General features: G+C 71.2%; 21 protein-coding genes. 7 read left to right on the plus strand and 14 right to left on the minus strand.

Features of this window, described 5'->3' with window-relative positions; genetic code table 11:
• Positions 1–92 precede the first annotated feature (92 nt).
• On the plus strand, positions 93–1,577 hold the full coding sequence (locus ACZ432_RS06285; protein WP_426964125.1) for a sensor histidine kinase: 1,485 nt from the start codon (positions 93–95) through the stop codon (positions 1,575–1,577).
• 13 nt (positions 1,578–1,590) lie between these two features.
• On the opposite strand, the gene ACZ432_RS06290 is transcribed toward ACZ432_RS06285, so the two are convergent.
• The 3 genes from ACZ432_RS06290 to mch form a co-directional block, all read right to left on the minus strand.
• On the minus strand, positions 1,591–2,796 hold the full coding sequence (locus ACZ432_RS06290) for a potassium channel family protein (protein WP_426964126.1): 1,206 nt from the start codon (positions 2,794–2,796) through the stop codon (positions 1,591–1,593).
• Between the two features lie 95 nt (positions 2,797–2,891).
• On the minus strand, positions 2,892–3,485 hold the full coding sequence (locus ACZ432_RS06295; protein ID WP_426964127.1) for a hypothetical protein: 594 nt from the start codon (positions 3,483–3,485) through the stop codon (positions 2,892–2,894).
• Between the two features lie 4 nt (positions 3,486–3,489).
• Positions 3,490–4,425 carry a methenyltetrahydromethanopterin cyclohydrolase gene (gene mch / locus ACZ432_RS06300; protein ID WP_426964128.1) on the minus strand — a complete coding sequence of 312 codons (936 nt, stop codon included), beginning with the start codon at positions 4,423–4,425 and terminating at the stop codon, positions 3,490–3,492.
• A gap of 107 nt (positions 4,426–4,532) precedes the next feature.
• Here mch and ACZ432_RS06305 point away from each other — a divergent pair, with 107 nt between their 5' ends.
• On the plus strand, positions 4,533–5,504 hold the full coding sequence (locus ACZ432_RS06305; RefSeq protein ID WP_426964129.1) for an arsenic resistance protein: 972 nt from the start codon (positions 4,533–4,535) through the stop codon (positions 5,502–5,504).
• A gap of 5 nt (positions 5,505–5,509) precedes the next feature.
• On the opposite strand, the gene ACZ432_RS06310 is transcribed toward ACZ432_RS06305, so the two are convergent.
• The 5 genes from ACZ432_RS06310 to ACZ432_RS06330 form a co-directional block, all read right to left on the minus strand.
• Positions 5,510–5,821, minus strand: coding sequence for an MTH1187 family thiamine-binding protein (locus ACZ432_RS06310; RefSeq protein ID WP_426964130.1), 312 nt, complete (start codon positions 5,819–5,821; stop codon positions 5,510–5,512).
• A 70-nt stretch (positions 5,822–5,891) separates the two neighbouring features.
• Positions 5,892–6,299, minus strand: coding sequence for a rhodanese-like domain-containing protein (locus ACZ432_RS06315; RefSeq protein ID WP_426964131.1), 408 nt, complete (start codon positions 6,297–6,299; stop codon positions 5,892–5,894).
• The gene (locus ACZ432_RS06320; RefSeq protein ID WP_426964132.1) at positions 6,299–6,625 is read right to left on the minus strand and encodes a cupin domain-containing protein; all 327 of its coding nucleotides are present in this window, start codon (positions 6,623–6,625) and stop codon (positions 6,299–6,301) included. The genes ACZ432_RS06315 and ACZ432_RS06320 overlap by 1 nt, the downstream gene beginning before the upstream one ends.
• A gap of 267 nt (positions 6,626–6,892) precedes the next feature.
• Positions 6,893–7,591: a DUF4382 domain-containing protein gene (locus ACZ432_RS06325; RefSeq protein WP_426964133.1), complete on the minus strand. Its 699-nt coding sequence runs from the start codon at positions 7,589–7,591 to the stop codon at positions 6,893–6,895.
• 48 nt (positions 7,592–7,639) lie between these two features.
• Positions 7,640–8,272 (minus strand): hypothetical protein, encoded by a 633-nt coding sequence (locus tag ACZ432_RS06330; protein WP_426964134.1) that lies wholly within the window; start codon positions 8,270–8,272, stop codon positions 7,640–7,642.
• A gap of 311 nt (positions 8,273–8,583) precedes the next feature.
• Between ACZ432_RS06330 and ACZ432_RS06335 the strand changes: the two genes are divergently transcribed.
• On the plus strand, positions 8,584–8,982 hold the full coding sequence (locus tag ACZ432_RS06335) for a hypothetical protein (RefSeq protein ID WP_426964136.1): 399 nt from the start codon (positions 8,584–8,586) through the stop codon (positions 8,980–8,982).
• Positions 8,983–9,004: 22 nt separating this feature from the next.
• On the opposite strand, the gene ACZ432_RS06340 is transcribed toward ACZ432_RS06335, so the two are convergent.
• A complete protein-coding gene (locus tag ACZ432_RS06340) occupies positions 9,005–9,340 on the minus strand; it encodes a DUF7113 family protein (RefSeq protein WP_426964137.1) in 336 nt (111 codons plus the stop codon).
• Positions 9,341–9,479: 139 nt separating this feature from the next.
• On the opposite strand from ACZ432_RS06340, the gene ACZ432_RS06345 reads away from it, so the two are divergent.
• A complete protein-coding gene (locus tag ACZ432_RS06345) occupies positions 9,480–11,354 on the plus strand; it encodes an ATP-binding protein (protein ID WP_426964138.1) in 1,875 nt (624 codons plus the stop codon).
• Positions 11,355–11,711: 357 nt separating this feature from the next.
• On the opposite strand, the gene ACZ432_RS06350 is transcribed toward ACZ432_RS06345, so the two are convergent.
• The 3 genes from ACZ432_RS06350 to ACZ432_RS06360 form a co-directional block, all read right to left on the minus strand.
• Positions 11,712–12,200, minus strand: a complete 489-nt coding sequence (locus tag ACZ432_RS06350) for an NUDIX hydrolase (RefSeq protein ID WP_426964139.1) — start codon at positions 12,198–12,200, stop codon at positions 11,712–11,714.
• Positions 12,201–12,685: 485 nt separating this feature from the next.
• Positions 12,686–13,105, minus strand: coding sequence for a universal stress protein (locus tag ACZ432_RS06355; protein ID WP_426964140.1), 420 nt, complete (start codon positions 13,103–13,105; stop codon positions 12,686–12,688).
• A gap of 78 nt (positions 13,106–13,183) precedes the next feature.
• Complete coding sequence (locus tag ACZ432_RS06360; RefSeq protein ID WP_426964141.1) at positions 13,184–14,470, minus strand: KaiC domain-containing protein; 1,287 nt, start codon at positions 14,468–14,470, stop codon at positions 13,184–13,186.
• Positions 14,471–14,590: 120 nt separating this feature from the next.
• Between ACZ432_RS06360 and ACZ432_RS06365 the strand changes: the two genes are divergently transcribed.
• Complete coding sequence (locus ACZ432_RS06365; protein ID WP_426964142.1) at positions 14,591–15,427, plus strand: NAD(+)/NADH kinase; 837 nt, start codon at positions 14,591–14,593, stop codon at positions 15,425–15,427.
• Entirely contained in the window at positions 15,424–15,969 is a 546-nt protein-coding gene (locus ACZ432_RS06370) for a hypothetical protein (RefSeq protein WP_426964143.1), read from the plus strand. The genes ACZ432_RS06365 and ACZ432_RS06370 overlap by 4 nt, the downstream gene beginning before the upstream one ends.
• Before the next feature lie 673 nt (positions 15,970–16,642).
• On the opposite strand, the gene ACZ432_RS06375 is transcribed toward ACZ432_RS06370, so the two are convergent.
• Positions 16,643–17,806: a nicotinate phosphoribosyltransferase gene (locus ACZ432_RS06375; protein ID WP_426963817.1), complete on the minus strand. Its 1,164-nt coding sequence runs from the start codon at positions 17,804–17,806 to the stop codon at positions 16,643–16,645.
• Between the two features lie 95 nt (positions 17,807–17,901).
• Positions 17,902–19,566: an Hvo_1808 family surface protein gene (locus ACZ432_RS06380; RefSeq protein WP_426963816.1), complete on the minus strand. Its 1,665-nt coding sequence runs from the start codon at positions 19,564–19,566 to the stop codon at positions 17,902–17,904.
• A 102-nt stretch (positions 19,567–19,668) separates the two neighbouring features.
• Between ACZ432_RS06380 and ACZ432_RS06385 the strand changes: the two genes are divergently transcribed.
• Positions 19,669–20,241 carry a cysteine hydrolase family protein gene (locus ACZ432_RS06385; RefSeq protein WP_426963814.1) on the plus strand — a complete coding sequence of 191 codons (573 nt, stop codon included), beginning with the start codon at positions 19,669–19,671 and terminating at the stop codon, positions 20,239–20,241.
• Positions 20,242–20,301: the final 60 nt, after the last annotated feature.

Below are 20,301 nucleotides of genomic sequence, written 5' to 3' on the forward strand. Positions count from 1 at the left end.
CTCCCGACGCTCGCCGTCACCCGCCGTTCCGAGGATTATCAGCTCTCGGAAACGTAGTAGCCTATTTACATTTCAGCGACATAGCGTGTTCCATGTCGGTCCCACCGGGAGGCGGCCCGTTCGAGGTCCTTTTGCTACCACCGGACCGGGAAGGGGTCCTCAACGCTCGAGCGCTCGAGCGGTCGCTCCCGGACGCGAACGTCCGGCTCGCGTCCTCACTCGCGGACGCCGCCTCTCGGTACGACGCCGCGGTGGACTGCGTCGTCTCCGGGTTTCGGGTGCCGGGCGGAACGGCCATCGACCTGCGCGAGCGGGCGGGGCTCGACGCCGACCGAACGCCGCACGTCGTCGTGGTGGAGGCCGAAGACGGCCGCGTCCCGGTCGAGGCGGTCGGAGAGCAGTTCGCGGATCTGGTTCCAGCGACCGCCGAGGACGACGCGACCGCGGCGGTCCGTGAGAGCATCGAAACGGCGGTTTCGGAGCGCCGTTCCCCGCGCCTGGCCGGGGACTGGCCGTCGGACAGGCGGGCGCTGAACGACCGGAAGGCGAGCATCCTGGACCAGTTCTTCACGAAGATCCCGCAGCACCTGTTCGTCAAGGACGCGTCGGCCCGCAACGTCATGATAAGCGAGGCCGCCGTCAGCCGCCGCATTCACCGGCTGAGCGACGACTATCTGGGCAAACGGGACATCGACGGCGTCGTGCCGGTCGAGGAGGCACGGGAGCCGTACGAGGACGACCTCGCCGTCATCCGAACCGGCGAGCCGATCCTCGAGAAGGAGGAGTACTACCCCACGAGCAGTCGGTGGTTCCGCACCTCGAAGGTCCCGTGGGAGGAGAACGGGGACGTCGTCGGCGTGCTCGGCGCGTCACAGGAGATCACGGAGGAGAAGAAGCGCGAGCGGCAGCTCGAGATCGTCAACCACCACGTCCGACACGCGATGCGGAACGACCTGAACGCCGTCGCGGGGTGGATCGACGTGGTCCGGAACCGCGAGGACGGAGACCGCCATCGAGAGGACGGAGACCGCCATCGCGACGACGAAATTCTCGACCGCGTCTCCCGGATCACGGATCGGCTGTGCAACAGGGTGGAGAAACAGCAGGCGATCGTGGACGCGGTCTCGGCCGAGCCGGAGCCGGCGCCGCGGGATCTCTCCGCAGTCGTCGAGGGCGAGCTTCGAGCGGTCGCCGACGAGTACGAGTCGCTCCGCATCGACGCCGACATCGAGCCGGACGTGACCGCGGTCGCGGACGAGGGCGTCGATCAGGTGGTCAGAGAGCTGATCGAAAACGCGGTTCAGCACTCGGAGGGGCGGGTCCCGGAGATCGGCGTCACGCTCCACGGAAACGGGGACCGAGCCGAGATCCACGTGCGGGACGACTGCACGCCGATCCCGACCTACGAGCGGGAGATACTGACGGGAGAACGGGAGATCGACCAGCTCAACCACAGCTCGGGGCTCGGTCTCTGGCTGGTTCGGTGGCTCGTCGAGAACTCCGAGGGCCGGGTCGAGTTCGGACGAACGGACGTCGGGGGGAACGACGTGGCCGTCACGTTCCCGTCCCCGGGGTAGCGGCGCGGACCGATCAGGCCGCCAGGTCCGAGAACTCGGCCGCGGAGGTCCGGGTTCCCTTCGAGATGACCACGTCGCCGACGCGCAGCGTCGTGTCCAGGTCGGGACCGACGAGCCACCCGTCGTCCGGGCGGCGGATCGCGAGCACGCTCTGAGAGACGTCCGTCGCGGGGACGCCGGCGACCACCGCCGTCCCCGCCAGCTCGCTGTCCTCGCGGACGGTGACGCGCGTGAGGATCTCGTCGGACTCCTTGACCGCGAGTTCGACGACGGGGTGGACGTCCAGGTCCCGCAGCACGCCCTCAGTGATCTCCAGGGCCGCGTCCGAGATGGTCTCGGTGGCGACGCCGAGGTGGATCAGTCCCCGCAGCGAGACCGGGTCGTCGGCCTCCTTGGCCGCGCGGAGGGTCCACGCCTCGAAGCGCGACTGGAGCGCGTCGACCTCCACCTCCAGGTTCGTCACCTCGTCGGCCAGCTCCTCGTTGTCGAACAGCACGGAGCCGTACGCCAGATCGACCGCCAGCTCCGAGAGGTTCTTCATCAGCACCACGGAGTCGACCGCGCGCTCGAGGTTCTCCACGTCCGGCTCGGCCGGCTCGGCCGGCTCGTGCGGATCGCCCGTGGTGTGCTCGTAGACGCCGTCTATCGCCTCCTCCGGCCCGCGAAGGATCGTCACGTCGTCGGCGTGCAGACGCGTCTTCGGACCGGGGTTGAGGATCCAGTCGTCGGCGCGCCGGATGGCGATGACGCGGACGCCCGTCTCCGACTCCAGGTCGATGTCCTGGAGCGTTCGCCCGGCGTACGGCGAGTCCTCGGTGACGGTCGCGCGGACGAGCATCTCGACGGCCTCCGAGAGCGCGCCGCGCATCGCCTCCGGGAGCCCGATCTCCTCGATGACGATCTTCGCGATGTCGCCCGCGGCGTCGGAGACCTTGTCGGCGCCGGCGACGACCCCGAGGACCGGCGCGAGCGCCTCCGCGTCGTCCGGGCTGCGCGCCGCCATCATCAGGCTCATCCGAGCGCGTAACTGGAGCACGTCCATCTTGTTCTCCAGTTTCAGCACCTCCCGGGCGACGTTCGGACTGCGGTGGAGGACCGCCGAGTAGGAGAGGTCGATGAGCAGCTCCGCGGTGTCTTTCATCTCCACGAGCAGGTCCTTGACGCTCGTGGGCTCGTATTCGACCGTCTCCGGGGGCCCGCGCCCCTCGAATCGTCCCATGGCCGACAGTCCACACGGCGTGGCAAAAGCCTTGTCACGACCGCCCTCGGGCGGTTCCCGGCGGCGACCGCGGACGGTCGCGGTCGGCGAGCCCCCTACGACTCGACCGCCGCGAGCGCCTCGCGGGCGCGCTCGGTCGGGCGGTACGCCGGGTCGGCACCGGGCGCGGCGTCCGCACCGGCCGGCCCGTCGCTCGCACCGGCCGCCCGCTCGGCGAGGTCCAGCAGCGCGAGCCACCCCAGGAGGTCCGCCGTCCGGTCGCGCCAGATGTCCGTCCACTCGGCGGGGTTCTTGTACTCCTCGTAGGTGGGGACCGCGTCCCGCACGCGCTCGAAGACGGCGGCGGCGTCGAGCGCACCCTCGCCGGCGTCGGCGGCCGCGACGAGTGCCCGAAGCGCCTCCGGCGCCAGGCTCACCCGGCGCAGGAACGCGTCCCGGAGGTGGTCTGGGTCGGGGTCGGCAGGCAGGCGCTTGAACCCGGCGTCCGTCTCCGCGGCGAGTTCGAGCGCGCGCAGGAAGGTGAGCCACGTCCGCGCCACGTCGCGCGTCTCGTAGCCGCACCGCTGCTGGAGGCGGGCACAGCAGTCGTCCTCGTCGCCGGGGACGAGCGGCACCGCGCGCTGGGCGTCCGCGACCGCGTCGAGGTCGGCCGGCGGCGCGGGCAGCAGCTTGAACCGGGCGTCGACCATCGTCTCAGGCCTGGCCGAACGACTCGGCGAGCAGTTCCTCGTCGGTCTCGCCGCGGACGTAGGTCGGGCCGTTCACCACGTCGACGGTGACCTTCGCGGGCGCGAAGACGGTCTCGGGGATCTCGTGGAAGTCGTAGTCGGCGTCCGCGAAGATCTCCGCGAACGGGCGGCCGTACTCCTCGCCGGCCGTCGAGACGACCTCGCCGAAGCGGTCGTCGTCGCGGGCGACCTGCAGGTACACCTCGCCGCCGTACGCGACCGCGTCGTTGGTGCGGCCCATCGCCTCGTCCTCGTCGTAGGTGACTGGCGCGACCGGCGCGCGGCCGGAGGCGGTGAGCACGTCCGTCGGCTCGTAGCCGAGTTCGAGCAGGCGCCACACCGCGAGTTCGGGGGCGCGGGCGGCGGCCGTCACCGATCCGACGGTGGAGCCGGTGGCGTACGTCGGCAGGAAGACGCCGGAGGGCTCGACGCCCGCCAGGTCGGCGACGTGCTCGGCGACCTCGTCGGTCGGGAGCTGCGTCGACTCGACCGCGAGCGTCGCGAACTCCGACTCGTCGTAGTAGCCGACGCGCTCGAACTCCGTCTCGCGGCCCACGAGCGCGCGGGCCGGCCCCGAGCCGAGCCCGGAGTAGTCGTCGAACTCCAGCTCCCAGCCGGCCTTCTGCGAGCAGAGGAGCGCGACCGCGGGGTGGTCGGTGGTTACCTCGACGTAGGGGCGAGGCGCGCCCGCGACCTCGTCCACCGCGGTCGTCACGTTCGCCAGCCCGGCGGTCTGGATCTCGGTCAGCAGGACGCCGGCCTCGATGCCGCCGTCGGCCTCCACGCCGAAGTCGATGGCCGTCGCCTCGGAGTCGAGGTCGTACGGCGTCACGTTGAGCTCGCCCGCGAAGTCGAGGGCCTCGTCGACCAGCTCGATCGCGGTCCGGTTGATGCTCTCCATACCCCGTCTGGGTCCTCCTCGCCTAAGGGGTTTGTCAGTCGACGCCGCGGTCGGTCGGGACCCGAACCGACCGAACCGCCCTTGTGCGTCCCGCACCGACCTCGACCGTGCACCCCGTCGAGCGCTTCCAGACCGGCCTCCTGATCGTCGCGATGGGGGTCGGGATCGCGCTCGGGCAGCGCGCCAGCCTCGCGGCCGCGGCGGACCGCGCGGTCCTGCCCGCGCTGCTCGGCGTCCTCTTTCTGACCTTCCTCGGCGTGCCGCTCGGGGCGGTCCGCGGCGCGCTGGCGAACCGCCGGTTCGTGGCGACGAGTCTGGGGTTCAACTTCCTGTGGACCCCCCTGCTCGCCGCCGGGCTGGCGACGCTGTTCCTGCGCGACCATCCGGACCTCTGGGTCGGCCTGCTGATGTTGCTGGTGACGCCGTGTACCGACTGGTACCTCGCGTTCACGGACCTGGCGGACGGGAACGTCCCGCTCGCGACCTCACTCCTGCCCTACAACCTCCTCCTGCAGGTGGCGCTGTTGCCGGTCTACCTCTACGTCTTCGCGGGCGCCGCGGTCGACCTGCCGGTCGCGGCGCTGGTGGAGGCGGTGCTGTTCGTCCTCGTCGGGCCGCTCGTCGGCGCGGCGGTCGCGCGCCGGGCCGGCGCACGGCTCCGGAGTCGCGCCTGGCTCGCGCGCGTCGCCGACCGGACCGGCCCCGCGCAGGTGGTCCTGCTCGCGGTCGCGGTCGGCGCGATGTTCGCCTCGCAGGGCGCGCTCCTCCTGGAGCGACCGCTGGTCCCTGTCCTGATCGGCGCTCCCCTGCTGGCCTTTTTCGCGGTCAACTTCCTCGCCGGGACGCTGGTGAGCCGCGTGTCGGGGTTCGACTACGAGGACCGGGTCTGTTTCGCCTGCACGACGCTCGCGCGCAACTCCCCCACCGCGCTTGCGGTCGCCGTCGCCGCCTTCCCGGACCGGCCCCTGATCGCGCTCGCGCTGGTCGTCGGACCGCTCGTGGAGCTGCCGCTGTTGAGCGTGCTGACCAGAGTGCTGCGCGCGACGCGCGGGGACGGCTCCACCCCGGCGTCGGCCTGATCACCCTACCGGTCGCGCCGCGCCTCGCGGCCGAGGTGCTCCTCGACCGCGGCGACCTTCTCGTCTGCTGAGGCGTCGACGGTCCGCTTGTCGTCGACCTTCAGGAACGTGGAGACGCGGTCGCCGTCGACCGCCTTGTGAGCCGCGCCGACCGCGTCCAGCAGGGTGTCGACGTCGTCGGCCTCGATGACGGTCCCCATCGGGTTCGTCTCGTAGGCCACGTCGTAGTCGTCGAGCGCGGCCACCGCCTTGGCCACCTCGCCGGACATGCTGTCCTCGATCACCGGTGCGACGCTCAGGAGTGCGACCACGGTCATGGGTGATAATTCGGCCGAGGACGACATAAATGGCGCCACGGCCCGTCGCGCGCGAGTCAGAAAGTCCGGCTCAGAAGGGCGCCTCCGGCCCCTCGTCCGGCTCCGCGGCCGGGTCCGTGTCGGGGGTTTCGAGCCCGTACTCGCGCTCGTACGCCTCCAGTCCGCCGCGGAGGCTCTCGACGCGCGCGTCCGCGGTGCCGGCGTACGAGCCGATCAGCCGCGCCGCCTGCTTGCTGGAGACGCCGTGGGGGCAGACCGTGACGACGCGGTCGGCGCCCGAGAGCGCCTCGACCCGCGCGGAGAGCTCCGTGAACGGCAGGTTCTCGCTCCCCGGGATGTGCCCGCGTTCGAAGGACCGCGGCTGGCGGATGTCGACGATGCGGAGGCCGTCCGGAGTCGGATCGGCGTCGCTCGAGTTCCCCTCGGCGGAAGCGTCGAGCAGGGCGGCCAGCTCGTCGGGGTCGATCTCGCCGTCCATCAGGGGAGCGGGCAGAGGCTCGCCGTGAAGACGGCGCGCTCGTCGGTGTCGTTGCGGGCGCCGTGGACCGCGCCGCGCTCGTGGGGGACGACCGCGGGCGCCGAAAGCGCGGCCTCGTGGTCCCCCTGAATTACGGTCGGCTCGCCCTCCAGCACGTGGAAGACGTTGGTCGAGTCGGCGTGCTCGTGGGGATCGAGTTCGGCGCCCGGGCCGAGCGCGAACAGCTTCACCAGCACGTCGTCCGAGACGAACAGTTCGGCCGTCTCGACCTCCCCGTCCGCGGGGTCGAGGTCGGCGACAGCGTCGGCGTAGCGGTCGAGCGTCATGGCTCCCGGTTGCCGGCGCGCAGTGAAAAGGTGTCGGGGGCGTTCCAGTCGGCGGGCCCGCCGCCGCGGCTCGCTCGGAGCGGCGGCGACGGTCGTGTGCCTCGGTGCCCGCGGCTCTCCGAATCCCGATTCGCCCGGATCCCTAACCCCGGAGCGGCACAAGCCGGTCGGTCGCCGACCGGGTCGTGCCGTTCCAACGGGAGAGTCGCGGCGGAGGGAACCTCATGCCATCGTGGTGAGGCGAGGCGTCCGTCGATGCGGGGAGTGCTATTCCGCGGTCGCGGTCCCGCCCTCGGTCCCCTCGTAGGTGACCTCGATGCCGTCCGGCACCGGCTGGAGGATGTACGTCCCCGTCTGGCCCCGCTTGACCGGCGTGAAGTCGGCGGTGAAGACGGTCCGGGTGTTCTCGCGGACCTCGAACGACTCGTTGAACGTCAGCGGCGCCTCGCCCGGCGTCTCGACGGTCGCGTCGCCGCCGTCCGCGAGCGTGGCGTCGATCTCGTCGGCCACGTCGAGCTGGAGGAAGGCGTACTCGGCGACCTCCAGCTCGTGCTCGCCGACGAGCTGCGTCTCGCCGTTCTGGAGCTGGACGAGGTCCGCCTCCTGCGGCTCGTCGAACTCGTGGTACTCGCGGCCGGACGAGTCCTCGTCATCGTCGTCCTCGCCGTCCTCCGTCTCGGTCGCCGTCGACTCGCCGTCCGCGTCCTCGGCGGTCGACTCCTCGTCCGTCTCGCCGTCGCTGTCGTCGTCCCCGGCGTCGGCCCCCTGCGGACCGAGCCAGATGCCTTCGACCGTGACGACCAGCGACTCGAAGTCGCCGATGTCGCCGGGCTGGTCGGTGACGCGCGTCGCGAGCGTCCCGGTCGCGGTGCCGATACAGCCCGCGAGGGCGGTCGTGCCGAGCGCCGCGGCGCCGGTCGCGCGCAGGTAGCTCCGCCTGTCAAGTGTGGGTGTGTTTCGGTTCATGTCTGAATATGGATGACTGAAAGCAAATGGTTGTCGGCCGACGGCGGCTTACGCGTCGCCGTCCGTCTCGTCGTCGTCAGCGTCCTCGGTCTCCTCGTCCTCGGTTTCCTCGTCGTCCGACTCGTCGCTGTCGTCGTCAGTCTCTTCGGTCTCCTCGTCAGCGTCGTCCGCGTCTTCCTCATCCGCGTCGTCCGCGTCTTCCTCATCCGCGTCGTCAGCGTCTTCCTCATCCGCGTCGTCAGCGTCTTCCTCGTCAGCCTCCTCGTCCTCGGACGGGGTCACGTCGCTCAGCGCCGTGCCGAGGTTGTCGATCTCGCCGTCGAGGAAGGCGTGGATCGTGTCGTGGATCTGGCTCACGTGGTCCGGGACCTGCTCGGGCATGTCGCTCGGCGGGCCCGCGTTCCCGGGGCGCTCGGAGGCGTTCGGGCCGCGGTCGGTCCCGTTCGCGCTTTCGTTCGCGCTCTCGTTCGCGTCGGCGTCGTTCTCCTCGTCGGCCGCGTCGTCAGCAGCGCCAGCGTCGTCGGCCGCGCCGGAGCTGCCCGGCGCGTCGCCGGCGTTCTCGTTCGCACTATCGTTCGCGTTCGATGCGTCCGCGGGCATCGCGGCGCCGGCCGCCGCGCCGATACCGGCGAGGGCGACCATCGCGACCACCGCGACGACTGTGAGCTTTTTCGCGTTCATCGCACTCTCCCCTCGCTGCGGGAGGTACTTGAAGGGGGTAAGCGCCGAAGTCGGGTTTCGGCAGTTTGAGCCCGTCTGAAGCCCATTTAAGCCCGATTAAACGCGGTTCCCCCGTCCGCGTTTCGGCGGCCGGTCTCAGCGGCCCGGGTCGGTGACCGCCCGGTCGGCGCGCGCGCCGGTCGGGCCTCGGGCGACCGCCGCCGATCGGAGCACCACCGAAGGAGCGCCCGGTAGGAGCCCCGGCGGGAGCGCCCGGTAGGAGCACCACCGTAGCCACCACGCTTACGCGACGGGCGACCCATGCGGCGTCCATGACGAGCGACGAAGCGGAGTCCCGGGACCGACCCCTCCCGGATCCCTGGACCGAGGTCGAGTCGCCCGACCACATCGTGTCGAAGTACAGCCCGCGGGAGCCGGCGCTGTTCGAACGCGCCGACCGCGAGCGCGCGGTCCACATCCGCCCGGACGAGCCGGACCTCCCCCACGCCGACCGCCGCGAGTGGGTCGTCGGGCTGGTCCGGGGGGACGCGGAGAACTTCGTCGACGCCGAGCCGATCGCGCGGGTCCACGGACGCGGGGACGCCTACCACGTCGCGGTCGCGTTCGCCGAGGCGTACGAGGAGGCCGTTCCCGACACGGGCGACGACGCGGCCGCCATCGCACACGCGAGCGAACGGGCGGAGCGGGAAGCCGACCGCCTCGCCGAGTGAGCGGTCCACGAAACGGACAGCCTCAGGCCTCGTCCGCTCGCTCGACCTCGATCGCCACGTCCGCCGAGTCGACGCCGATGCGCGCGAACTGCGTGCGGACGTGTTCCTTCGCGGCCGCCAGCGCCGCCTCCCGGGTGTCGAACCCGCGCGGCGACGGCTCCTCGAACGCGACTCGGATCTGGTCGCCGTCGACGAGCAGCGGGGAGCCGCCGCTCTCGACCTCGTAGAAGGAGTCGCAGACCCAGACGTAGGGGGCGTCCTCGTCCGGCGCGCCGGCGTACGTCGGCGGCTCCTCGCCGCGCTCGAACACCGTCCCGGTCAGCTCGGTGCCGCCGCCGCGACCGCGCACGAGTATCATGGCCGAAACTACGCACCGCGGGAGCAAAAGGCGTCGGTTGCGGCCGCGGCACCGGGGTCGGAGGTGCGAGACCGGCGGGACGCGGGGACCGGCGAGGCGCGGGGAAAGCGATTTGCCCGTGGGCGGTCGTGTGACGGGCATGACCTTAGAGGACTTCGAGGAGTTCTCCGGCGACGGGGACGACGGCGCCGACGCGGACGGCGCCGGCGCGGCGACCGGATCCGGAGACGGCGCCGGGGGCGACGCCGAGGCCGGAGCGGGCGGGGGGGGAGCGGACCCGGCCGCCGCGGACGCGGGCGCCACCGCGGACGACGGCTTCGAGCGCTACGACGCCGACCCCGCGGGCGAGGACGCCGGCCTGGGCGTCGTCTCCGTCTCGCAGGGGCTCCGCGTCGCGGAGGACGCCGAGGAGACCGTCCTCCGCGCGTTCGTCACCGCGGGGAACCGCGAGTCCGTGCGCCTCGGGAAGTACCTGCTCGTCCCCTATCCGGACGGCGAGCGCCTCTTCTGTCGGATCACGGGACTGGAGTACGCACAGGAGTTCCAGTCGGACGACGCCACCGAGATCCACGCGCGCCGGCAGATGCGCCGTGAGGAGTTCTCCGAGCGCGACTACAAGTTCGTCGCGGAGCTGGAGCCGGTCGCGGTCGTCTCCGGGTCGGGCGAGGACCTCTCGCGCCGGATGACCGACCGCGTCCCGAAGCCCGGCGCACTCGTGCAGGAGGCCGCCGACGCCGCCGAGATCAAGACCGGGCTGAAGATCCCGGAAGACGGGGTCTTCCTCGGCCATCTCTCGGTCGGCGGCGAGAAGATCCGGACCGCGGCGAGCCCCCCGACCGTCGACTACCGCGTGAAGGACGACTACGCGGACGGCGACCCCCTCGTGTTCAGACACACCCTCGTCGCGGGCGGGACGGGGTCGGGCAAGACCCACGGCTCGAAGAACGTCCTCCGGCAGTACCTCGACGCGGAGCGGACCTATCCCATGGACGACGGTCGGGAGGCGCGGATGGCCGTCGTGCAGTTCGACCCGCAGGACGAGTACGCGCAGATGCACGACGACAATCCCGATCTCGGCGACGCGTTCGCGCGCCGGCTGGAGCGCGAGGGGGTCGCGTACGGCGGCCACGACGACACCGTCGCGCTGATCCCGACCTCCCGGAACGCCAACTACCCCGGCGAGGGCCACCGCGCCGAGCAGGTGCCGTTCACCATCCCGTTCTCGCTCGTGTCCGACATGCCGTGGCTCGTTGCCGGCTCCAGCCTCAACGACAACCAGTACCCCGCGCTGTTGACGCTGATCAACCGCTTCTTCCGCGACTACGGCGATTCGGGCACCTACGAGCAGTTCCTCTCGTATCTCGACGACCCCGCGCTCCAGGAGGAGCTCCACGAGTCCGGCCGCGTCCACGAGGCGACCTTCGACGCGGTCAAGCGCCGCGTCCGCGGCGTCCCCGGCGGCGTCTTCGACGGCGACGCCAAGCCCATCACCGAGCTCGACCACACGCTCGTTCGTCCGGGCGGGCTGACGGTGGTGCCGACCTACCACCTGCCCACGTCCCGACAGAAGGAGATGTACGTCCTCGCGGTGTCCGCGTTCCTCATCGACGACAAGCTCTCGAACGACCCCGACAGCGACCGGATCAAGGAGACGCCCCTGCTGGTCGGGATGGACGAGGCCCACAACTTCCTCGCGGAGGGCGACAACGTCCAGTCGCGAAAGGTGATCGAGAAGTTCACCGAGGCCGCAAAGCAGGGCCGTAAGGAGCGACTCGGCCTGTTCCTGATCACGCAGGACCCGCAGGACGTGGCCGAACCCGTCTTCAAGCAGATCAACACGAAGATCGTCTTGAACCTCGGCGACGAGGACGCTATCTCCAGCGTCAACATCCCCTCGAACCTCGCCGGCAAGGTCCCGTACATGGAGAAGGGCCAGATGGTCGTTTACTCCCCCGACAACTCCGAACCCGTCGAGTTGACCGGTCTTTCGAAGTGCGTGACGCGGCACGACTAACTCCGACCTTTTTCTGCGTCGGGTTCGCGCGCCGCGGGCGGCGCGCTCACCCGTCCTTGAAAAATGTCGATCAAAAAGGGGCCGCGGTCGGCGCTGCGGGCGCTGCGCGCCCTCGCGCCACCGCGGTACCACGAACTCGACAGAACACCGCAACCGCGACGCCTCAGCACCGCAACCGCGACGCCTCAGCACCGCAACCGCGACGCCTCAGCACCGCAACCGCGACACCTCAGCACCGCAACCGCGACACCTCAGCACCGCAACCGCGACGCCTCAGCACCGCAACCGCGACGCCTCAGCACCGCACTGCGACCGCAGGAGCACTGTACTCCAACGCGTTGCGTTTGTGGGGCCGGGTTAGTCGGTGGCCACCGGCGTCGAGACCGCGGTCGCGTCGGCTTCAATCGCTTCCGGGCCCGCGATCGGGAGCGCGTGCAGGTAGTCGTCCAGGTCCAGCGCGAACCGCTCGTCGGTCGCCGGGTCGACCCAGCGGAGGTCGAACTCCGACCCGTGTTCGGCACCGCCGTCACGGACGACGTGGGTCCACGCGTCGCGCGGTTCGTGGACCGTCGCGTGGAAGAAGTGGCGGACGTACCGCCTCGGCGGGTCGCGCCGCCGCGTCCACACGTCGCTCACGAGGTGCGAGACGTCCGCGAGCGTCGCCAGTCCCGTCTCCTCGCGAACCTCGCGAAACAGAGCCTCGCCCGGTCGCTCGCCCGGTTCAAGCGTCCCCTTCGGGATCTGGAGGCCGTCGTGACCCGGCCCCTCGAAGACCAGCACCTCGCCGGTCGAGCGCGTCACGTACGCGCAGGCCTTCCCGACGTACGTCGGATCTTTTTGGTTCATGTTCACACGAATCACGATCAAACTCATAAATCCCCTCTGCGGTAGCGTATAAGGAACCCAAAGGATCGGCGTAACCGCGAATTTTCTCGGCACTCGTAGCCCGAGATCGTCCGCATTCGGTTCTGGTGCGGTCGCGGTGTTGCTGTGGTGCAGTCGCGGTGCGGTGCTGATGTGGTCGCGGTGCGGTGCTGATGTGGTCGCGGTGCGGTGCTGATGTGGTCGCAGTGCGGTGCTGATGTGGTCGCGGTGCGGTGCTGATGTGGTCGCAGTGCGGTGCTGATGCGGTCGCGGTGTTGCTGTGGTGCGGTCGCGGTTGCGGCGCTGACGTGGTCGCGGTTTCCTGTCGAGGTCGTGGAACCGCGGCGGCGCGAGGGCGCGAAGCGCCCGCAGCGCCGCCCGCGGCCCCTTTTTGATCGACATTTTTCAAGGACGGGTAAGCGCGCCGCCTGCGGCGCGCGAACCCGACGCAGAAAAAGGTCGGGGTGCTACCTGACGACCGTCACGGGGCGGTCGGCGTTGCGCATCACGGACTCGGCGACGCTCCCGAGCAGGACGCGCGAGACGCCGGAGCGGCCGTGGCTCCCGATGACGATGCCGTGGGCGTCGATGTCGTCGGCGACCTCGACGATCGTGTGCGCGGGACGACCCACCTCGACGCGAGTCTCGACCGCGCGGTCGACGCTCTCCGCCGCGTTCGAGACGATCGTCTCGCCGCGCTCGCGGGCGGCCTCGTACCACTGCTCGACGGCCCCGGGGAACGTCCCCTCCGGGGTCGAGGCGGCCTCCGCCGGGTTGATCACGTGGAGCAGCGTCAGCTCCGCGTCGGGCCACTCGTCGGCCGCGAACCGCAGCGCCTCGGCGGACTTGTCCGACCCGTCGACCGGAACGAGGATCCGTTTGCTCATGGCCGGGGGATCGCTCGGCGGCGTCAAAAAAGGCCGGCATGCGGCGAGCTGTCGCCGGTCGGGAGCGACGCGTGCCGTTCAGAAGATGTTCGCCTGCTGGTAGACGGAGATGCCGTTGTCCGTGATCTCGTACGGCTTCGTCTCGCGGGAGTGGTTGGCGTCGCGGATCTTCTGTATCTCGACCGCGAGCCGCGTCTCCCGGAAGTCGGAGGGGCGGACGTACTGGAGGACGAACACCGCGTCGGTGAGGTACTCCACGATGCCGTGTCTGGAGGCGTAGGCGTTCTCCTCGCTGGCCTCGGAGGTGAGCATCGTCGTCACGCCCGCCTCCTTCAGCGACCGGGTGAAGTCGAACACCTCCGAGCGGCGCTTGGCGGGGTGGTCGTACATCATCTCCAGCAGCGAGACGGAGTCGAGCACCAGCCGTTCGGCGCCGAACTCGGAGATGAGGCGGGAGAGGTCGTTCCGGATCGACGCCAGCGAGTTCGCCATCTCGATGGGGTCGAGCGCGACGACCGCGAGCAGCCCCTCGTCCTCGTACTCGCGGAAGGGCCAGCCCTTCTCCTCGGCGGTCGAGAGGATCGCCTCCCGGCTCTCCTCCAGCGTGATGTAGACCGCCTTGTCCCCGTTCCGGAGCGCCTCGTGGAGGAACTGCAGCGCGAACGTCGTCTTGCCGGTCCCCGCCGAGCCGATGGAGGCGATCAGCGAGCGCCGCGGGACGCCGCCCAGGATCATGTCGTCGAGCCCCTCGATGCCGATGTTGATGCGCTCGATGTCCGACTCGAACTCCGCCTCGTCGAAGTCGGTCCCCCCACCGAAGCCGCCGCCCCCACCGCCACCGAAGCCGCCGCCCCCACCGCCACCGAAGCCGCCGCCCCCACCGCCACCGAAACCGCCGCCCGCGCCTCCGCCGTCCTCGCCGTCACCGAACTCCGCGAACCCGAACTCGTCGCCTCCACCCCCGGTTTCGGGTGCGGTTCCGCCGGCGTCCGGGCCGTCGTCGCCGCCGAAGTCCGCGAACCCGAACTCGTCGCCTCCGCCGGCGGGGGAGCCTTCGGAACCACCGAACCCTCCCCCCTGGTCTCCTGCCGACTCCCCGGGATCGCCGAACCCCTCCGCGGTTTCCTCGGTGCCGGGGAATCCCTCCGCGGACTCCTCCCGGTCGCGGTCGAGGCCGTCGCTCTCGGTCGAGCCGTCGGTATCGGCGGTATCAGCGGTGTCGGCGGTATCAGCGGTGTCAGCGCTATCGGCGGTGTCGGCGGTGTCGCCCTCGCTTTCGCTCGAGTCGGGTTCGTCGTCGGCCGCGCCGCTCTCGCCCTCGATCTCGCGCAGCGCGCGTTCGAACCAGTCGTCGTCCTCGCTCATGGGAGCGGCGTGCCGCGTCGCCGCGGCGTCCTTGTTCCCCGGACGGCGGCCGTCGGCTTGAAGGTTGCCCGCCGACCCGTACCCGGTCCGCTTTAGTCGCGGGGTGGCCAAGGCCCGGTCATGCAGGTCGGGATCGTGGCGCAGCGCGAGAACCCCCGCGCCGCCAGCCTCGCGGACGACCTCCGGAGCGCGCTCCGCGAGCGGGAGGTAGGGGTGTGGTTCGACGAGGCCACCGCGGCGGCGCTCGACGCGCCGGAGGCCGGCCGTCCGATGGACGCGTTCGACGGGGCCGACCTCGTCGTCGCCGTCGGCGGCGACGGGACGTTCCTGTTCGCGGGGCGCCACGCCGGCGGGACGCCGATCCTCGGCGTGAACCTCGGCGAGGTCGGCTTCCTCAACGCGGTCCCGCCGGACGACGCTCGGGAGACGGTGCTCCGCGAGGTGGACGCCTATCGCGGCGACGGGATGAACCCCCGAGAGGTCCCCCGCATCGCGGCGCGCGTCGAGCGCGAGGGATGGAACTCCGACCCGGCGGCCAACGAGATCGTCGTGCAGGGGCCGCGACGGGGCCACGGCGGCGGCACCGACTACGAGGTCCGAGTCGACGGCTCGCTCTACTCCGGCGGCCACGCCGACGGCGTCCTGATCGCCACGCCGACCGGCTCGAGCGCGTACAACCTCTCCGAGGACGGGCCGCTCGTCCACCCGAGCGTCGACACGCTCGTCGTCAACGAGATGTGCGCCGCCGAGGGAATGCCGCCGCTGGCGGTCGAGGCGGACAGCACCGTCACCGTGACGCTGACGGGCGAAGGAGCCACAGGCGTCGTCATCAGCGACGGCCGCAACCCGAAGGAGGTCGACGCTCCCGTCTCCGTCACCGTCGAGCGCACCGATCCGCCGATGCGGATCGCCGGCCCGAGCGCGGACTACTTCGAGGCGCTCGGAAAGCTCTCGTGAACCGCCCCCTCGGACTCGCCCCGTTCGCGGGCGAGTCGCGACTCGACTGCGGACTCGTGGCCGCGGGCGGCGTCGCCGCCTTCGCGGCCGGCTACCTCGCCACGGCCCTCCTACTCGGCGGCGTCGGCGTCCTCGACCACGGCGGCGACAGGGCCGCCCGCCGGCTCGCGGGCGCCGGCGGGTCGGTGCTCTGCTGGAGCTACTTCGCGGTCGCGTTCACCCGCGCGAAGGGCGGACCGGTCCTGAACGCCGTCGCCTATCCGGTCGCGACCGCGGTTCTCGCCCCGTTCGCGCTCCGCTGGGCGCTGTTCGGTCCGGACTGGGCCGGCCTCCGCGAGCGCGTCGGCTTCTTCCTGTTCCGGCCGGACCTCCTGCTCGACGCGGCCGCGCTGCTCGTCCCCGGCGCCGTGACGTTCCTCGCGCTGCTGTCCGCGTGGGGGGCGACCCTGAGCGACGCGGAGATCGACGCCTGGCAGCGCGAGCACCTCCGCGAGGAGTTCTACGACGCGTTCGTCGAGGCGTCCGACCTTGACGCGGAGTGAGGAAGGCCAGAAGACGTCGGGAGAGCGCGAGGTAGGTCCGGTCTTGTCTCTGGCGTAGATCCCGCGGACCGGCACTGCGACACTCGGAAAGTCCCAGCCGACTCCCCTGCCACGTCGGCGTTTTTTGTTTTTGCTGTCCTTTCGGCTGCGTGGAACAGCAACACCCAGAAAGCCCCAGCCGGCTCGACCAGCCGCGGCACGCGCTGCGCTCCTCGCTCCCCGCCGCGCGGGACAAACCGCGTCCCGCTGGCCTCCAGCGTGCAGTAGCGCGCTGGAGACAACGCCCGCTGCGGTGCTTGAGGCGCCGGGGCCGGATCGAGCCGGCTGCCCCTTTCAGTCCCGCCCCGCACAGCACCGCAACCGCCCCGCCACCGCCCCGCAGCCTCACGCCTCCCCAGCCTCGGGCTGGACGCGGCCGCGGAACCGCACCGCATCGCGGCCGCGTCCAGCCCTCCCTCGCGCGGTCGCGGCGACACAGGGTCGCCGCGGCGCGCGCCGGCAGCACAGCACCGCATCACCACCACCGCAGCACCGCACCACCACCGCACCACCACCGCACCACCATCGTACCACCACCGTACCACCACCGCCACTACACCGTCCTCCCCCGGACGCTTTTCAGCGATGCCGAGCGATCCCCGCCGTGAGTGCAGTCGGGGATGGGCGCGGACCGTCAGGGCGCTTCGTCGCCGTAGCCGACTCGGCCCGCGTCCGCGAGGGCGCGCTCGGCGGCCGCGTCGACGTCGAACTCCCGGCCGTCGACCAGCTCGCCGTCCCGGATGAGTGGCTCCAGCAGCGGTTCCGCGTCCGCGGGCCCCTCGCGGTCGGCGAGCCCGACGCCGTGGCCGCCGTCGGGCGTGCGGTAGACCTGCTTGACGCCGGAGAGCTTCCCGCGCTTGGAGACCGGCTCGCCGTCGACTTCCACGATGTCGAGCGCGAAGTCGACCGGGTCGGCGTTCGAGACGGTCCCGCCGACGCCGAACCCGTCGGCGACGTCTCGGAGGCGTCGGAGGTCCGCGGGCCCGAGACCGCCGGAGACGTAGAGGTCCACGTCCTCGTGCCCGCGGACGTCGAGCTCCCACGCGACTTCGCGGAGGATGTGTCGGAAGTCGCCGCGTCGGGAGCCGGTGGTGTCGAGTCGGACGCCGTCGAGGCGGTCGCCGAGCGTCTCGACCGCGCGCAGCACCTCGTCCTTCTCGTCCGAGAAGGTGTCACACAGCGCGATCCGGGGGGCCCCTTCCTCGACCGTCTCGTCGAAGGCGGCCCACGCCGCCTCCTGGTTCCCGCGGCCGAAGCAGATCATGAGCGCGTGCGGCATCGTCCCGCCGGCCTCGCGGCCGAGCAGGTCGCCCGCCGCGACGTGCGAGAAGCCGTCGAGGCCCGCGACCAGCGCCGAGCGCTCGACGGCGACGGTCATCGCGGGATGGACGTGTCTGGCGCCGAACGACAGCACCGTCGAGTCGGGCGCGGCGACGCGGCAGTCGAGCGCCGCCGTCGCCATCCCGGAGGCGTGCGAGAGGAAGCCCAGAAGCGAGGTCTCCAGCCGCGCGAACGTCAGGTAGTTCCCGCGGATCCGCAGGACTGGACCGCCGTCGAACAGTCGTCCCTCGGGGATCGCGTCCACGTCAACGTCGTGGCCCGAAAGCAGCGCGGCGGCGTCTTTCACCCCGGCGAGCAGCTCGAAGTCGCCCGTCGGGAACTGGTCGGCGGTCACCTCCGCGACCACCTCCGGGTTCCGCCCCGCCGCCTCCAGCACCGCCTCGGTCCGCTCGAAGTAGGCGTCCGTCGCCCGCCCCGACGCGATGGCGTCGGCGCCGACGATGTCGAACTCGGTCATGCGTCGCGCTTCGCCCGGCGGGCGCAAAAAGCCACCCGGGTCGCGGGCGCCGCCGTTTGTTCGTCGGTCGGCGCCGGTTCGCGGTCGGCGCCGTTCTACGTCCGCCGCGCAACCAGCGTGGCCGCCACGACCGCGATCGCGGCGGCGAGCGCGCCGAACCCGGGCGCGTCGTCGCTGGTCGTCTCGCTACTCGTCGGTTCCGTCGTTCCGTCCCCCTCGCCGTCCGCCGGCGGCTCGTCGGTTCCCGTCTCCGTCGGCTCCGGCTCCGCGAGGTCGATGTCCGGGCGAAGCTCGAAGACCGCGTCGGGGTCGGGTCCGTGAGCGATCGTCACGGTGGTCCCGTCGCGGTCGATGCCGTAGGCGCCGCGGAAGGGGCCGTCGGTGACCTCCCGAACGCCGTTCTCGCGGTGGGTCGCGTCGTGTGCCGCGAGCATCGCGAGGTACGCCTCGTGGAACTGCGCGGCGTCCTCGGCGGACTCCCACTCCGTCACCCAGACGTAGCCGTCCCGCGGCTCCTCGCCCGTGTCGTCGCGGTAGGGGTAGAGCTCGTCGTTGGCCCAGCCGTCGGAGGGCGGGGAGACGTAGCTGTAGTCCTGGTACGGGTGGGAGGTGTCGAACAGCAGGCTCCGGTCGATCGTGTCGGCGTCGTAGCGCTCCTGCTGGTACCAGAACATCGCGAAGATCGACGCCTCGCCGACCGTGTCCGCGCCGTCGACGCCCTGTCCCTCGTACGTCTCCCAGCCGCCCTCGGCGGTGTCCTCGAAGTCGATCGGCGTCGGGGCGACCGGCTCGCGGCGGATCGTCTCCGCTGAGGCGTTGGGCGGCGCGGCCATCAGCTCCGCGACCGCGCTCCATCCCTCCTCGGCCACCAGTTCGTCGACGTACGCCGGCCCGTCGGAGTACGGCTGGAGCAGGACCAACAGGATCCCGAGGTTGGGCTGGCTCGCGCTCCCGTCGCCGCCGTCACCGCTCGACGGCTCGTCGAGGCACGTCCACTCGTCGTCGCACCGCTCCGCGTACCGGGCCTCCAGGTACGCCGCCTCGCCCTCGACGATGCCGTCGATGCCGAGGTCGGCGTCCTGCGTGGCGCCGGCGTATCGGGGGGCGGTGAGGTCGTGGTACTGGTCCTGCATGCCGTGTGCGAGCTCGTGCAGCAGCGTCGCCGGCGAGACCTGCACCTCCTCGCCGTCGGGGACGACGATCACGATACGGTCCTGTGCGGGGGAGTAGAACCCGGCGACCGACCCCGAGAGCGTGGAGTCGATCTCCTCGCCGGAGGAGCCGTCCTCGCCGATTATGAACAGCCCCTTCCACACCTGGTCGTTCCAGCGCTCGTAGGTCGCGTTCGACGAGCCGTTTCCGACCGACTCCGCGTACTCCGTCCGGCTGATCGTCTCGACCGGCACGTCCTCCCGGAAGGTCCGGTTGCGGAGGTGCTCGACGCGGGCCATCTGGAGGTCCGCGAACCGGTCGAGTTCGGTTTCGTTGAAGCCGTCGCTCCGGTCGACGTCGGGGTCCTCGCTGTAGTGAACGCCGTTCCAGCACCCGATCAGGTCGTTGTCGCTCTCGTCCTCGCAGGCGGCCGGGTCGGTGGCCTGTACGCTCCGCGGTGCGTCCTCGAGGCCGGTGCTTGCGGGCGTTTCGGAGGGGGAAAGCGTCCCAGCGCCGTTCGCGCTCGGTCCGGACGCGGCGACCGCGGCCGGCGCGACCAGCGCCGTCACCAACAGGGCGGCGACCAGGGCAGTGAGAACCCGTCGCATACCCCTCCTAACGGCCACCGGGGTAAGTACCTTGGCGAAACCCGCCCTCCGCCGGGTGCGGGCCGCGAACGGTTTTTGTCGGCGGCCGCGGAACCCGCACCCATGGGCTACGACCCGAGCGAGACGGCGGTCGTCGTCGTCGACATGCAGAACGGCTTCTGTCACCCCGACGGGAACCTCTTCGCGCCGCCCAGCGAGTCCGCGATCGGACCGGTAACGGACCTGGTCGATCGGGCGCGCGCGGCCGGCGCACGCGTCGTCTACACGCGCGACGTGCATCCCCCCGAGCAGTTCGACGGGAACCACTACTACGACGAGTTCGACCGCTGGGGCGAACACGTCGTCGAGGGGACGTGGGGCGCGGAACTGCACGACGACCTCGACGTGCGGGAGTCGGACCTGGTGGTCGAGAAACACACCTACGACGCGTTCCACGAGACCCAGCTGGCGGGGTGGCTCGACGCCCACGGCGTGAACGACCTGCTGATCTGCGGCACGCTCGCGAACGTTTGCGTGCTCCACACCGCGGGCAGCGCGGGGCTGCGCGACTACCGCCCGGTGCTGGTGACGGACGCGCTTGGCTACATCGAGCCGGACCACAAGGCGTACGCGGTCGACCACGCCGACTGGCTGTTCGGCGAGACGACCGCGCTCGCGGACGTGGCGTTCGACTGAGGAGTGGCGCCACCTCCCGGCTACCCCCCGAAGCCGGCCCGGACCCAACAGCATATACGC

The sequence above is a fragment of the Haloparvum alkalitolerans genome, from assembly GCF_055381565.1.